The sequence below is a fragment of the Sorangium sp. So ce887 genome (assembly GCF_051521455.1).
Lineage (GTDB): Bacteria > Myxococcota_A > Polyangia > Polyangiales > Polyangiaceae > Sorangium.
This window is the reverse complement of sequence record NZ_CP150354.1, coordinates 12404742-12420099: the sequence shown is the minus strand read 5'-3', so window position 1 is coordinate 12420099 and position 15358 is coordinate 12404742. Positions and strand designations below refer to the sequence as shown.

At 69.5% G+C, this 15358-nt stretch carries 8 protein-coding genes; 2 read left to right on the top strand and 6 right to left on the bottom strand.

What is annotated here, in order from left to right; genetic code table 11:
* Positions 1–70 precede the first annotated feature (70 nt).
* On the top strand, positions 71–2257 hold the full coding sequence (locus tag WMF36_RS46585; protein WP_437577324.1) for a hypothetical protein: 2187 nt from the start codon (positions 71–73) through the stop codon (positions 2255–2257).
* 364 nt (positions 2258–2621) lie between these two features.
* Complete coding sequence (locus WMF36_RS46580) at positions 2622–4073, top strand: hypothetical protein (protein WP_437577323.1); 1452 nt, start codon at positions 2622–2624, stop codon at positions 4071–4073.
* 60 nt (positions 4074–4133) lie between these two features.
* Here the strand turns inward: WMF36_RS46580 and WMF36_RS46575 are convergent, their stop codons facing one another.
* The 6 genes from WMF36_RS46575 to WMF36_RS46550 form a co-directional block, all read right to left on the bottom strand.
* On the bottom strand, positions 4134–4769 hold the full coding sequence (locus tag WMF36_RS46575; RefSeq protein ID WP_437577322.1) for a hypothetical protein: 636 nt from the start codon (positions 4767–4769) through the stop codon (positions 4134–4136).
* Positions 4738–5403 carry a hypothetical protein gene (locus tag WMF36_RS46570; protein ID WP_437577321.1) on the bottom strand — a complete coding sequence of 222 codons (666 nt, stop codon included), beginning with the start codon at positions 5401–5403 and terminating at the stop codon, positions 4738–4740. Before WMF36_RS46570 ends, WMF36_RS46575 begins: the two co-directional genes overlap by 32 nt.
* A gap of 288 nt (positions 5404–5691) precedes the next feature.
* Positions 5692–6093, bottom strand: a complete 402-nt coding sequence (locus WMF36_RS46565) for a hypothetical protein (protein ID WP_437577320.1) — start codon at positions 6091–6093, stop codon at positions 5692–5694.
* The gene (locus tag WMF36_RS46560) at positions 6090–12611 is read right to left on the bottom strand and encodes an RHS repeat-associated core domain-containing protein (RefSeq protein WP_437577319.1); all 6522 of its coding nucleotides are present in this window, start codon (positions 12609–12611) and stop codon (positions 6090–6092) included. The genes WMF36_RS46565 and WMF36_RS46560 overlap by 4 nt, the downstream gene beginning before the upstream one ends.
* A gap of 1063 nt (positions 12612–13674) precedes the next feature.
* On the bottom strand, positions 13675–14154 hold the full coding sequence (locus WMF36_RS46555) for a hypothetical protein (RefSeq protein ID WP_437577318.1): 480 nt from the start codon (positions 14152–14154) through the stop codon (positions 13675–13677).
* A 200-nt stretch (positions 14155–14354) separates the two neighbouring features.
* On the bottom strand, positions 14355–15347 hold the full coding sequence (locus tag WMF36_RS46550) for a formylglycine-generating enzyme family protein (protein WP_437577317.1): 993 nt from the start codon (positions 15345–15347) through the stop codon (positions 14355–14357).
* Between the last annotated feature and the right edge of the window lie 11 nt (positions 15348–15358).

The following is a 15358-nucleotide window of genomic DNA, read 5'->3' as shown; positions in this document are numbered from 1 at the left end:
CCGACGCGCGGTCGTGGCCGCCCACCTGGTCCGTACACAGCGGGAAGGCACCACTTACGCTGCGACTCTTGTGCCGATCGCGCCCGATCTCAGGCTCGAACGCGACCTGGTCGCGTTGCTCACCTCGCGGCTGCTCGCCGGTTACGGTGGCGGGTCTCCTCGGTGGCTGCGCATGCGGATCGCGGAAGAGCACCTGCGCGTGGGGCCGACGGAGGGCGAGCCGTCGCTGCTGCTCGCGATCACCGACGTGGAGGAGGCGGAGCCGCTCGTCTCCTGGCCGGCGCTGTTCTCGGCAGTGGGTCCCCGCGTCAAGGTGCTCGCCACCGTCGAGGGCGACGACGCTGCGGCCCGCGCGTGGATCCCGCGCCTCGGCTTCGATCCGGCGCGCACGCGGCTCCATCCGCTGCCGTCGCGGCCCTGGCCCGCGCCGGGCGATCCGGCGGAGCTCTTCGCCGCCGCCGGCGCGGTGCCGGCCCGGCTCCTCGGCCTGCTCTCGGTCGCCTACGGCCGGCTTCGCGAGGACGAGATCACGACCGCCCTCGGGGCCCCGATCGAGGACGCCCTCGCCGGGATCGAGCCGCTCGTCGCGGCCGTCGAGGGCACGTACGCATTCCGCTGGAGCGCGGCCCGTCGCGAGGTGGAGGAGCGGCTCGACCGCGGCGCGCGGGAAACGTCGATCCGCCGGCTCCTGTCGCTCCCGCCGGACGGCTATCCCTGCGCCTACACGCGGGCGCACCTCGAGCAGGCCACCGCGCCGCTCCAGGCATTCGCCGCGCTGGTCACCGAGGAGCACCTCGCCCGCTGGATGGCTCGGCCCGAGGGCTATCTCGGCTTCGTCGCTGACCTCGAGCGCGTGCGCCGGCGCGCTGTGGAGACGCTTCCGTCGGGTCACGAGGCTGCAACCCTCGCGGTGCGCGCGGCCCTCGTCGAGGCGAGCGTGAACACATGCGCGGACCGCGAGGACCACGATGCTCCTGTGGGCGTCGAGCCCATGACTCGGGAAACGCCGATCGCGGATGAGCGGCGGCAGGCCAGGGCGCTCACCGCGCTCGGCGCGGCGATGGCGGCCGGCACGGCGCGCGCCGAGGTGCTCGCGTGGGCGGCGGACGCCGCACGGCGCATCCCGGACGTCGAGTTCCGCGGGGATGTCCTTCTGAGCCTCGCCGAAGTCGTCGGGGGCGAGGCAGGGTACGCGGTCGCGCGAGAAGCGCTCGCCACGTTCCGGACCGTGGAGAATGCGGAGGATCGAGCGCACCAGATGCTCGTCGCGACGGGGGGATTGCCTCCGGAGGAAGGGGTCGCAGTCGCGCGAGAAGCGCTCGCCAGCCTCCGCGACGGCGCCGGAGATCCTGGCGATATCGAGGTCTTCGCCAGCCATTTCCCGCGCACGGTCGCCGAGGCACTCTGGCCTGACGCGGAGGCGCTGCCTGGGCCGGCGCGGGCGCGAGCGCTCGCCGCGCTCGCGCGGGTCCTCGGCGATCCCGATCGCGTGCACGACGCGTTCGCCGCGGTGGAGCAGCACATCGAGCCGTACAACCTGAACGAGCACTGGACGCTCGCGCGGCTCGTGCCGCTCCTCGCCGCCCCGGAGGCCCGCCGCGCCGCGGCGCTCGCGCCTCGGTTCGGCGAGCACGCCACCGAGCTCTTCGAGGGTCTGATACCGCGCCTGCGGGCGCAGGGCGATCCCGCCGAGGACCTGCTCGAAGCGCTGCCGGCCGCGTCGCGCGTGCGCGCGCTGGCCCGCAGCCTCCCGTTCGCCGCGGAGCCGGCGCGGCTGCTGGCGCAGATCGACGAGGCCATTCAGAAGGCCGAGCCGCGCGACCGCTACGGGCTGCTGTTGTTCGACGTGGGGCCCTGGTTCGCGGCGAAGGGCGACAGCGACGCGCTGCTCACCGCGGTCGGGCCGCTCAGCGACGCTGGCCGCCTGGGCGCCTTCGGCTTCCTGGCGCGCCACGACCCCGTGCACGCGCCCGAGCTGGTGCGTCAGGCCCTCCCCCTGGCCCTGCGCTTCGGCGCCAACGAGCCGGACCGCCTGCTCGACCTGGTCCCGCTGGCCCGCTATTTCCCGTCCGAGGGCGCCGCCGCGGCGCTCGGCCTCCTGCTCGATGCGCTCGCCGGCGACTTCCGCTCTGCCGCGCTCGCGGGCGACGGCGTGAGCCTCGTGCGGCTCGTGCCGCTCATCGCGGCGCTCGCGGGCGACGACGGCCTGGCCGGCGCGGCGCGCGAGGTGGTGCAGGTCGCGGCGTGGTTCCCCTGAGCGCCGGTGGTACCTCGGGATACTTGATCTGCTGCACCCGCCCGAGCTCATCGTAGCTCGTGTCCACCCGGTGCTTCACAACGAGCACCACAAGTTCCCGGGGATCCCGCTCTACAACCTGCGCAGCTTCCACGTGGCGGCGTATCCCTACTACGCAGCGCCTTGCCCGGCGCCCCCGCCTCCTCCCCGCCTCGGCGCAGATCGCCAGAAGCCTGCGCGCTCATACGACTTGGACGGCATCAAGGGCTATCGTGCCGGCGTAGAGACCGAAGCCTCGGGCCGTTCACGAGCGCCACGATTCCGCTTGCCCTGAACTATGATGCTTCGTTAACCTTCCCGGCTCTTTCATGTGGGAGGGAAAGGCATGAGTCAGTCAAGAAGCCATCTCGTGCTCGTGCCCGGCTTCGCGGGCTTTGATATCCTGGGCTCGGTCGTCTATTACTGCGGCGTCACCGAGGTCCTCCGGAAGACCGACACCGGGCCCTACCTGGGCCCGCTCTCGGTGCACTGCTTCCCGAACCTGCCCACGGCGAGCGTGGACACCCGCGCGCATGGGCTCCTCCGCTGGCTCGCGGATCGGTTCAGGCAGGGGGTGTTCCACGAGAACGCCGGCCGTGGCCAGCGGGACAGCCTCCATCTCGTGGGCCACTCGACCGGCGGCAGGGATATCAAGACGCTCATGCTCCTGCTCCTCTCCGCGAGCGAGCGGCACGAGCGGGTCTACGGCGTCCCGGCGGAGAGCATCCTCGAGAGCATCTGCTCGATCCAGTTCCTCTCGACGCCGCACCGCGGGACCAACCTCGCCCACTATTTCCGTCGGAGGAGGCCTCTCGTCACGGGCGCGGCCTCGCTCCTCCACCTGTGGCTCCGCGCGGCTCGCCCGAGGGACGCGAGCGCCGTGGCCCGCCACATGAGGACGCTCCTGCGGACGCTCGGCTACTCGGACGGCATCTTCCGCGCCGCCCTCGACACGCTCGGTCGCTTCCACGCCACGGAGTGCGACGGCCTCGCCAGGGCCGAGGCGCGCGGTGAGTACTACAACGTGCTCCGCTGGCTGCTGCACGTCGCAGAGGACGCCGACGTGTTCGGGGATCTCGATCCGCTGTCGTCTGCAGGCCAAGGCCAGCTCGCGGCGGGCCAGCCCGCGAGCGGCGTCGGCGCCTTGCCTCGCGATCTCGTGGGCTGCATCGAGAGCGCGAGACAGGCAGGGAAAGCCAGCCAGCTCGGGGCGGAGGTCGAGGAGGACCTGAGCAGGTACTACAAGCGGAGGGGCGTCGCGCTCCGGTCGATCGTCACCCGGGCGAAGCTCGATCCCGGCGGGGCATTCCTGGGCGCCTTTGGCATCTTTTACGGCATCACGGCCAACATCACGAATCCGGAGGTGGTGACGGCCCTCGGACCGCCCTGCGCCGTCCCCCGGCTCGATGACCCGACCCGGCTCGAGCCGCTTGCGCCGGCGATGAACGACGGGATCGTCAACTGTGTATCGATGGTCTATCCGGACGCGTCGCAGAGCTTCCTTGTCGACGCCGATCACGCCGACGTCATGGGCCACTATCGATTCATCGGCCCGGAGGACGGCGACGGGACCGACCCGAACTACGGCGGCTACGACCTCTTCCAGTCCCGCTCCAGCTTCGATCAGAGCCAGTTCGACATGCTCTGGACGAGCATCGGGAGCTTCGCCATGGAGAGCGACAAGTGCGCAGGCGCGGCCCAGCGCAGGCCGGCCGTCTCGCCGGAGGCGCCCGCGGGAGCTCAGGCCGTGAGCCATTTCCGCGCCGAGCCGCCCGAATCCGAGGGCGGGGCGGAGTGACGCCGCCCCGGAGCGGGGGATGACACGCTCGTCCTGCCCGACAGGCGCCCTCGCCGCCCATCAGAGGAACGCGAAGGCGTCCACCGCGGCGGCGATCGCGCCCGACGCGAGCGGCGCGCGCTCGCTGCGCGATCGAAATTCGGGTCGAGCAGCCGCTCGATGCTCTCGCTGGACATGAAGGCCATGGCGGCAGAGTACGGAGATGCGCTTCATCGCACCGTCAACTATGTCGACGTCCCGTTCGAAGCCTGGCGCGATCAAGAGCTGCGGAGTCGGGGCTTGCCCGATCACCTCTTCGAGCACCTCGCGACCATGGCCCGCCTCCACGCCGGCAATCGGTACGATCGCCTCACCCACGACGTCGAGGGGATCATCGGGCGGCCCGCGTCGACCGTGCGCGATTTCGTCACCCAGCGCCCCGCTCTGTATCGTCCTCGGCAGCCCGATCAGCCACGGCGCGCTCCGGTTCTCGTACGTGCTCTCGACGTCGCGGCGCCCCCCGCCGGACGTCGCCTCGTGCGCGCTCCGCAGGTTGCCGAACTCGTCGAGCACGGCGACCCCCGACCGGTTACGCAACCACGTCACCTCCGACCCGTCGAGCAGCGTGACCCCGGCCCCGTCGAACGTCACCGCCGTCGCAGGCGCGTCGGACCACCGGTTCGCGTCAACCACCTCCTCGCGCGCGTGCTCCGCCACGGTGGTCCCACACCTTCACCACCACGTCCGCCTGCCCGTCCCGCTGCAGCAGCACACGCAAGCGCCGCCCCTGGCGCTGCACCGTGTCCGCGAGGCCGTCGCCGTTGAAATCGCCGAGCTGAGAGAAGACCCAGCCGTCCATTACGTGCGGGGGGCCCGGATTACCCACCGCGACGGCCGGCTGGAACGTGTCCCCCATCGATAGATGCACGAGCAGCGCCGGCTCCGGGATGTTGCGGGAGGCGCCACCATGACGCCGGCGTCGTCCTGGCCGATCGCGACCGAGCTGTGGCAGTTGGACTGGGCTGCGAGCAGCTGTCCGCGGCCGTCGCCCGTCCAGATCCACCGCGCGCGCCGCGCCGACGCACCACGCGATCAGCCTGGTCGGAACATCCGCCCCGAACTCGCCGCCTTCGTCCCGGCGCAGCCACCACCGGTGGCGCTCCTCGTCGAGTCGGGTCAGTTCGTCCGCACGCGCCCCGCCCCGGGAGGCGGAGGAACGCCGCTTTGTCGATCCGGTAGAGGAGATCATCCATGCCGTCGCCGTTCGCGTCGAGCACGTGGAACCGCGGATCTGGCTCGCCGAGCCGGTGGAGGGCGGGAAACTCGCGCTCGGCGACATCGACGGCGTCATACACAGGCAGGCGGCTGGTCCGCCATTCGAACCTCCTGCCCCACAGGCACCCGTGCGCCCCGTCGCAGCGCACGGCCTCGAGGAGGCTGCGCTTGGTGCCCGCGCTGTTCACGTAAGAGAATCGATACGTGCCCACGCGCTCGACCGAGGTCGGGTGCGGCGGCGCGGCGCTCACGCGTCGCGCCGCCGCACGCGGGGGGAGGGGAAAAGCTCGGCCGGGATTGCCTGGGGACATGTCGGGGGACCGCTACGGCGAGGAAGACCCACGACCGGAATGGCGGACGCCGCTCAGGACACGGTTGCCCACCACAGCTCGTCCAGCGATAGAGCCCCATAGTCGATCATTCGCGAGACCTCACGCCGAAACACCTTCTCGAGGATCTGCGGCGCGACCTGATAGTCTCGCTCCCTCGTCGACGTGAATCGAATCCACGTAACATCGTTCGGCAGCTCCGAACGTGGGACGTCGTCCCGCACTGCACCTATTGGGATACGCGCACAGACAAGCCCCACGATTTCCGTGTCAGCGTCGAGAACTCTGCCCCATTCCTCGTCGCCAGGCTCCCAATCCACGCTCGAGCCAGGAGAGTGCACCGCCAACGCCTGAAGGGTATCGTGGACCTTCTCGTGCGTCCAGGCCGCCGATGCCGCGAGCCCGTGCCGAAAGATATCGCTGAGATCCTGCTTCATTGAGGGCTCCCTGGCGCACCGTGGATGAGACCCGTTTCGGTGCGGTAAAGGTTCAGAACGTTGGTCCTCTGACCTGTCCTGGCATGCACGCCGATAAAATCATCGAACACAATGACGGATTTGTTCCTGTGCCACAGGCTTGCATCGTCGGCGTGAGCCGCAGCATCGAGGACGAGCTGTTTCTCGTTCACGTGGTAGAAGAACTGGCTCTTGCCTTCGGCAAGGCTGCCTGTCCGATGCGGGGCCATGGCATTGTCATCGAGAATGTAGCGGCCGTTCGTCAGGTACCCGTGTCTGTTCCTGGAGACATTCCTGCTGACGAGCCAACCTTCTCCCGTTGCGGCTCTCGTCGCCAAGGCTCTTCCGCTCACCGCCGTGAGTCCCTCGCCGAGCCCGAAGGCCGCGCCCAGGGTGAGCACGACCGCCTTGGTCCCCGCCGCGCCCGCCGCGCGGTAGTCGCCTCGCACGGCGGCGAGGACCGTGTCCGTTCCGGCCGTCAGCATGTGGTACAGAGGGTTCACGGCGTTCAGCGCCCCGACCACGCCGTCCTCCTTGTATCCGTCCCACATCGCGGTCCCGAACTCGTAGGCGCCGTAGCCGCCGAACGTCAGCGCGTTCAGCACCAGCGACCGCCCGAGCCCGACCGTGAGCTCGCCGAGCCCTTCCCCGACGCCAAGCAGGCCCTCGCCCACCACGCTGCCGAGCGTGCTTTGATCCGGCGTGGATGCCACCGGCTCGGGCACGTACCCCGAGCTCGTTCCGTAGATGTTCACGTCGACGGGAGGCGCGACGACGCCGACGTCGGCGCTGGACGAGTTCACGTCCGTCTCCTTGCGCGGCTCGCCGGTGAGGTGCCGTCGCACGCCGTGGACATGCACGGTGAGCCCCTGGCCCGCGACATGCCTGGCCTCGGGGACCCCGGCCTTCGTGGATCCCTCCTCTTCCGCCGGCGCCTCCTGAAACCCGCTCGGATCCACATACGCCAGCGGGTTGTTGAGGACGTAGCTGTACGGGTTGAAGCTCTGCCCGGACAGCGGATTCGCCACGAGCGGATCCGGCGTCAAGAAGCGCCCGATCACGGGATCGTACATCCGTCCCCGCATGTTGATGAGCCCGAGCTCGCCGTCGCCCTCGTGCCCCGTGAACCCCTGCCGGACAGGGGAGCTGCCGAACGAGCCCGGAGCCGCGCTGTCCCAGGTCGGCTGGCGGCGGTCGCCCCACGCCTGGTAGCTGCGCCGCTCGTGCACGCCGCCGGAGGCGTCCGTGATCACGTCGATCGAGCCCAGGTTGTCGCGATGCAGGTACAGCGTCGTACCCAGCGCCCCCGCGGCGCGCGTCACGAGCGCCACCGCCCGCCCGTTCACCAGCACGGAGTACCTGTGCTCGACGCTCGGCTCGCCAGCGTCCGGAGCGAGCCGGGTGACCCGCTCGTACAGGTCGCCCACGTAGAGGGTCACCTCGTCCGGCGTCGTCTTCCGGATGCGGTTCTGATCGCCGTCGTAGTCGAGCTCGATCGTCGCGCCGCCGTCGAGCGTGAACGTCTCCGGCTTGTCGAACGGCGTGTACGAGACCGTCGCGCCGGGCCTCGATATCTGGTTGCCGACCGCGTCATAGCCGTAGAATCTGTTCCCCGCCTGGACCACCGCGTGCGGCTGGTCGGGGTCGTACTCGTACGTGCCTATGCCCAGCTTGGCGTCGATGTTGCCATTCGGCGCGTACATGTTATGAAACAGGCAGGTGGACAGATTGCGGAATTGGGAGCACTTCAGGCGATCGAGCTTGTCGTAGAAGAAGTACTCCGTCTTCGTCTGGCGTAGGTCCTTCCTGGTCTTGAGGTTGAGCCTGTTGTCGTACGTGTACGCCAGGTCCTGGAGCTCCACGGCGTCCTTCGTCGTGCGCAGGCTCTCCAGGCGGTTCTTCGTCTCGTGGTACGAGCGCTCGGTCACGACGCCATTGCCGAACACCTCGGTCCGGATCCTCCCGGCCCGGTCCGTCTCCTTCAGCTCCCAGTACGGATCGCCGGTCGCGGCGTTCCGCGCCTCGAGGACGTGACCGTGCGGATCGAGCTCGTAGAGCACCGAGAACGGCTCCCCGCCGTCGCCCGCGGGGTACAAGATGAGGTTGAGCTGGTTCGAGGGCGTATAGCCGAAGGTCGTCGTGAACGTCTCGCCATCGAGCGCCAGCTGCTTGGTCTCGAGCCGCCCGAGCGGGTCATAGGTGTAGGTGGTCTTGTGATGCTCGGGGCTCTCGACCTCGGCGATCTTGCCCTTGCCCGTCGCCCCGCGGTCCCACGTCCACGTGGTGCGATAGGTGCTCTCGCTACCCTCCTCCTTGTCGACGCGCGCCGTCATGCGGCCCAGGCGATCGTACTCGAACCAGCGCTCCCTCCCGAGCGCGTCCTTCGCATACGTCGGCAGCCCGAACCCGCTATAGTGCGTGATCGTCTCGCCACGGTCGGGATCCGTGAACTTTCGCACTCGGCCGTAAGCGTCGCGCTCGGTCGTCGTCACCGCGCCGCCCGGATCGGTCACGGTCCACAGCCCGCCGAACGGCCCGTAGCTATAACGCGTCTCCCCCAGCATCGCGTCGGTGATCGACACCGGCCGGCCGAGCGCGTCGTTCTTGATCATGGTCGTCACGCCGAGTGGACTGTTCACCTCGACGGTCGTCCTCCGGTACGCGTACCTCGTCGTGATGCCCCACGGCGTCCGGTGCTCCTTGATGCGGCCCATGCCGTCGTAGGCATAGTCGTCGTAGCGCAGCGCATCGCGCGGCGTGTCCTCGCCGGCGGGCAGCGATCGTCGCGCCACGTGCTCGCCCAGCTCATCGAAGACGATCTCCTGCATGACGCGCTCTTCGGCGCCGGCGCCCACGTCGGGGCGATGCGTCCACCACCGGACCGGACGCCCAAGGCTGTCGAGCTCGACGGTGTCGTCGCGACCGCCAGTTTCCTGCGTCCGCACCTTCACGTTCCACTCGGTGCCGGACGCGCCGCCGTCCTTCGTGCGCGTGAACGTGGTGATCACCTCGTCCTCCTCGCCCGGCCGGATCTCCTTCGCGACGCGCCCGAAGCCGTCGATCACCCAGCGCGTGACGAGGTGGTTCGGATCTACCAGCGCCGTCCTGACGCCGAGGCCGGGATCGAACTTCATCCGCGTGATGTGCCCCTCCGCGTTCAAGCGCGCGTACGGGAAGATGCGCTCTTGGTCGTACGAGATGCAGGAGTTGCGGCGCGCGCCGAACGCGTCGACGGAGCGGGTGCTCCTGAGGTTGCCGTACACGTCGCGCGAGTACGTGAGGTGGAGCTCCGTCTGCGGGTCATCCTCGGTGCCGACGGACTCCTGGACGACCTGCCCGCGCGTGTTGTACGTGCGCGACATCGTGCGGCACTGGTCAATCCACGAGGCGCTGCTGCACTCGGTCACGGAGTCCAGCTTGCCGATCAGCCAGGAAGCGGTGTCGTTCGTGTACTTCCGCTCGACCCAGAGCGTGAAATCGGCGTCGTCCGCGGACGACGACTCGGCGAGGATGTTGCCGAACTCGTCGTAATTGCCGTAGACAATCGTCGCGTCGCTCATGATGATCGGCGGGAATCCCGCGCGATCGATCGCGTACGCCTCGACGCTCTGTTCGCCGCCCGGCGAGTACTCTCCCTGTCCCCTCACGTCCCTGCGGAAGACCGGCAACGTGAAGTACGTGCTGCCGCCGTTCGTCTTGACGGTCAGGATCAGCGAGTTCGTGTGCGAGAGCTCGACGATCTCGGAGGGCGCTTGATCATGGTTCCCGGAAGGGCTGTAGCGCACCTCCCGCACGACCTGGCGCGCGTAGGGAAAGACGTTGAGATCCTCGTCGAACGTCACGTTGTCGTAGGACTCCACGGTCCCGGAGCCGGTGTCTAGATCGCGCACGATCCGCTTGCCGAAGCCGAGGAAGCCGCGGCCGAGCCGGTGGTAACGGCCGTTCCTGTAGGCGACCTCGAAGCGCCGCTCGACGTTTGCGCCGTTGTTGAGCGTGTAACCGCTGACCACCGCCCGCGGGCCGAGGGCGCAGCGGAGCGGGTAGGCGCACTCCTCCTCGACAGCGTTCTCCATCGGGTTGTAAATCTTCTGCTCGTCCGGCAGCGGCGACAACCCGTCCCAAACGTGCGGCGACGACAGGTGGCTGTAGGCGATCGTCACGTTCGGCAGGAAGCCGGGGTCGTCCGGATCAAGGGAGTTCATGCCGTCGGTCACGCTCGCGAGGAGATCCTCGTCCTTGAGCAGGTTCGGGAAGATGCGGAAGAAACGTCCCACCGACATCAGCACATCCTGAACGCCGTCGCCGTTCAGGTCCGTCACCCGCGGAGCTTGCGCGTGCGCGAGCGTGACCTCGGAATCGAGCATGAGGGGCTCGACCGGCAGGTGCGAGTCCACCAGCGTGAAGGTGCCGTCTCCGACCTTCCCCGTCGACTCGAGGATCATCCACGCGGGCACCCCGCCCGGATCCCGCATCGGCATGAGCAGGTCCTGGCGGCCGTCGTCGTTCCAGTCGATCGGCACGGCGAGGTTCGCGAACCGGTCGGCCTCGATCCAGAGCGCGGGCAGGCTGTTCACGGCAGCGGCGAATCCGACGCCGGTGTTCATGTAGGTGCGCAGCTGCCGGTCCGGAAGGCCGGTCTGGACCGCGTCGGGCAGGCCGTCGCCGTTCACGTCGAGGAAGAGCATGCGGCCGCCGGGGAGCCGGACCGGGAGGCCGGTCGGGGTGATCGACCACGCGCCTGGGCTCTGGTACGTCACCGCGTCGTACGTTGTGCCGAAGCTCATCGTCACCCCGTCGATCAACGTCCCCGTGTGCACGAGCAGATCGACCTTGCCATCGCTGTCCGCGTCCACCGTGTGCAGGTCCGCGTTGCACGGGTACGCATACAGCGCGGGGATCGGGCTCGGCGTGGGCTCGAACCCGGGCCCCTCCGGCCCGCTGGGGCGCCAGAGGTGCACCCACCAGGCCATGCTGATGCCGTCATCGCCGCACTGGATGAGGTCGGAGACGCCGTCGCCGTCGACGTCGGCCAGGTGTGCCGAATGCGTCGGGGTCTTGATGCTGCCCGGCGTCCACGCCGAGAGCAGCGGGTACATGCGCGCGACGTCGGTGTCGAGGCGCGTGAAGTTGCCCTCGCGCTCCGCGAGGAGGATGTGCCAGCTCGGCCATCGACCCTGCAGGTCGTGCATGAAGATGTCGCTGAGTCCATCTTGATTGTAGTCGATCGGCGTGCCGACTTCGGGCTGAAAGGGCGTGTCCGGATCCAGGTGAGTGACCTCAGCCACCAGCCTGTCCACGTTGAAGGCGGTCGAGACCCCCTCCGACAGCCGGTTCGGAGCGAGGAACCAGGTGGTCAACGGCACCTCGACGCCCTCGTACATCGCGAGCTCGTCGTCGGACATCACGATGTCGTCGAGCCCGTCACCCGTCGCGTCCATCAGCATGCTGCTGCCGCGATCGGACGTGGGGACCTCGAGCGGCGTCGCCAGCCAGCTGAACCCCTTCGTGCCGTGGTGCCACCCGAAGCGTGTCGGCGGCTTGCACATGCCGTCCGGTGCGCACTCTTCGACCTGCTGGAGCAGCCGCCGCCCTGTCGCGGGCGCGTCGTCGAACAAGAAGCGGTAATTCCGGACGAGCGCGTCGCCGGGCCCGAGCATCCGGATCTCGTACAGGCGCCACAAGCTCCGGAGCTCCATCCCGCGCGAGTAGAACACGCGCCCCCCCGACTGCGGCGCGCTGTACACGAACTCGACGGCGCGCGTCGCCGGGGCCGATGGATGACCGGTGTAATCGATCCGCAGCGGCGCGTGCTCGACGGTGTACTTCTCCGTCGGGTGCTCCTCGCTCTTGTACCGCGTGTCCATCGTGTTTCCGTAGCGGTCGCTCACGCGCGTCACCCACCACGCGCGGACGACGCCGCGTTTGCCCATGACCCGGCCGCTCGGCTCGTTCCCGTACTCGATGATCCGCCCTGACTTCGTGTACGCGCGGAGATGCATCGGGCCCTTTTCCCAATCCCAGCGATCATAGCTGGCGATCACCTTGGTGAAGGTATCGGGGAACGTGCGGTACTCCACGAGATCCCCCGCCCTGCCCACCTCGACCAGGCGCTTCCCGTCGAGGCAGAGCGCGTCGTCTTGATCGTATTGAACGGCCCGGATCTCGCCATCCTGCGCGATCGTGCGCGGGCACCGCGTCACCGCGGACAGCCCCGTCACGGAGAACCCCATGCCGATCACGCCCTCTCCGCCCGAGCTGTCGTAGCTCACCGCGAGCTCCGGCTGCATGCCGGCGCGCCCCGGAGGAACGGCGAGCGGCATCGTGTACGTCGCCTCGCCGGTGCTCGAGACCGAGAAGGTCCCGTCGATCGCGCCTGCGGCGACCGTCTCGGAGCGCGGCAGGTCCAGAGGGAGCTCTGTGGCGTCGTAGCCCGGGCAGAGCGTGCCGAACAGGTCGTCCCCGGGGAGGACGGGCCCTTCGATGTCGAGGTCTCCATCCAAGAGAGAGAGCCTTGGGTCGAAGAGAAAGAGCCTTGGCTCGCGCGGCGAGTCCGAGCACGCCGCAACGGCGAGCACGCAAGCGGCGAGGCATAACCCCGCGAGGGAGAAGTAACGCTTTCGCCGGGCCCCGGCACGACGTGACGTCGCGAAATCGTGCGCGGCCGACGGCGCACGTGTGCATCGTCTCCTGTGAATGCTCATGAGACATGCCTCATTCTTGAGGTTGACGTAATGAATCTTTACAATGGCCAATTACCGGCGTCCGCGCGGCGCTCGTCGCATCCATGCCGCGCTCGTCCGCGCGACATGGGATCGAGCCTCTCGAAGGGTCGTTGCATGAGCCGCCCGTCACGGCGTCGCCGGCCGCGTGGCGCGCGCGCACCTCAAAGCAAGAGCGGAGCCAGGGTGTACGGCGACCACGATACGCGCTGTAAGGCGGCTTGCGCTGCCTTCATGCGGCGAGGGGGCGTCGCCCCGGGAAGGCGAGCCGTTGCGGAAGTACGCAAGCGCTTGCGAAGCCGTTCTACGGGGGCCGCGTCTGTCCGGGGTTCCGGATGCGGAGCAGCTCGGATGCGGAGTTGCTGCTGCTCCGGCGGGACCGGGTCCGGTCGCAGGCAGGCAGCTGAGCTATCCCGCACAACCGGATCCGGTGCCGGAAGCAAGCTCGGCTGCCCTGGCACGACCGGATCCGGTGCCGGAGGCAAGCTCGGCTGCCCTGGCACGACCGGATCCGGTGCCGGAGGCAAGCTCGGCTGCCCCAGGGCGACCGGATCCGGTTGCCGGGAGGCTGCCAGCTGCCCTGCCACGACCGGATCAGGTTGCCGGGAGGCTGCCAGCTGCCCTGCCACGACCGGATCCGGTTACCGGGAGGCTGCCAGCTGCCCTGGTACGACCGGATCCGGTTACCGGGAGGCTGCCAGCTGCCCTACCACGACCGGATCCGGTCTCGGGGGAGGCAGCCAGCTGCCTCGGCGCGAGCCGATCCCTGGGATGGCGCGACAGGCGGCTCCTGCGAACTTCCGATCGCCGCCGCGCACCTCGCGCGGCCGGCCTCAGCCGCTGCTTACTGCCCGCCGGGGACGCAGATCGCGGTCGCCGAGCCGGCGCCCATGCACGAGAAGCCCGCCGCACAGTCGGTGTTCGCGGCGCAGGGGAACGCGCACTTGCCCGCGGCCGTGTTGCACTTGTGCGTGCCGCAGACCATGTCGTTCGTACACGGGAGCGCGAGCGGGCTCGGCTGCGCCGTCGTCGTCGGGGCGGGCGCGCCCGGCTGCTGGTACTGCCCAGGCTGCTGATATTGCCCCGGCTGCTGGTATTGCCCCGGCTGCTGGTATTGCCCCGGCTGCTGGTACTGCCCAGGCTGCTGGTACTGCCCAGGCTGCTGGTACTGCCCGGGCTGCTGGTTGTAGGCGTTCTGCTGCTGGGTCGACGGATCCTCGGCCTCGCTGCCCCGGCACGCGGAGGACAGGAGCCCGAGGCCTCCGAGAGCAAGGACGACCGCCGCAGCCGAGCGCGCGCTGGTGAACCACATGGATCGCTTCATCAAGGTCTCCCGCAGGTGCGGGGCTTTCCCCCGCGTAGGCAACGGGCCGGGTCGACCCGCCGCTGAGATCTGAGCCCCTGCCCCCGGAGGAGCAACCGCAGGCCCTTCGCCGGCGAGCGCCGCGCCGCGGGCCCGCTGGAGGCGAGCGTACCCTCGGTCGGCGGCCACGCGACCCTTAAAATGAAGGCGCCACCGCGCGCTCACCGCGGAGCCGCATCCTTGCAGCAACGAAACCCCTGCTCGTAGCCGTAATCCTCTTCCTTGTGGAACCCCACCGTCGGGCGACACCGGCCGCGCATCGGGCCCCACCAGCCGCCCTTCAGCCCGCTCCGGTCCGGCGACTTGCGGCCCGGCCGCACGACCCACTCGTTGATGTTGCCGTTGAGGTCGTAGGCGCCGAACGGCGACACGCACGCCGGCATCGAGCCGGCAGGGACGCGCTGATCGAGCCGCTCGAGCTCCGCCTTGCACTTGGGGTGCCGCATGCACCGCTCGTAGCGGTAGAGCGTCAGCTCGCGCTGGCGGAAGGGCCGGTCGATGTTGCACTTCGTCGCGTCGCGCGCGAACCCGTACGTGTACGGGAGCATCTCCTCGCCCTCGCAGGCGAAGCTGAACTCGTCCTCGGTGCAGAGGCGCTTGCCGGCGCCCTCGCACGCCTTGGTGGCCTCGCGCCACGAGACGAGCAGCGCGGGGAGCTCGCCCTTCTCGTTGGGCCACTCGTACCGGTCGACGCAGTAGCGCATCGGCGTGCGCTTCTTCGAGAGGCACGCGGTCGGCTGCTTGTACTCGAGGCAGCGCTCGCTGACGCTTGTCGAGCCCTCCGTCTCGCCGTAAGGATTCGACCGCCTCGCCTGGTCCTTCACGAACTCCTTGTGGTGCTCCAGGCAGATCTGCTCGACTAGGGGGCAGTAGTCGCCGTCGACGAGGACCATGTCGTCCGGGCACCCCTCGGAGCTGCCGGGCAGCCCGGCGTCCGACGAGCCGCCGTCGGGCGGCGGCTCCGCGGTCGCGCCATCCGGGGCCCCCGCGGCGTCGGGCAGGTCCGTGGCGGCGTCGGGCAGCTCCGCGGCGGCGCCGTCAGGTGGCGCGGGCTCGGCGTCCGCCGCTGCGCCGGTGCTCGCGGGGACCGCGGCGTCGGTCGCGGCGGGCTCGCGGCGATCGCAGGCGAGGAGCGCGGCCGCGAGGCCGCACACGAAGACGAGGC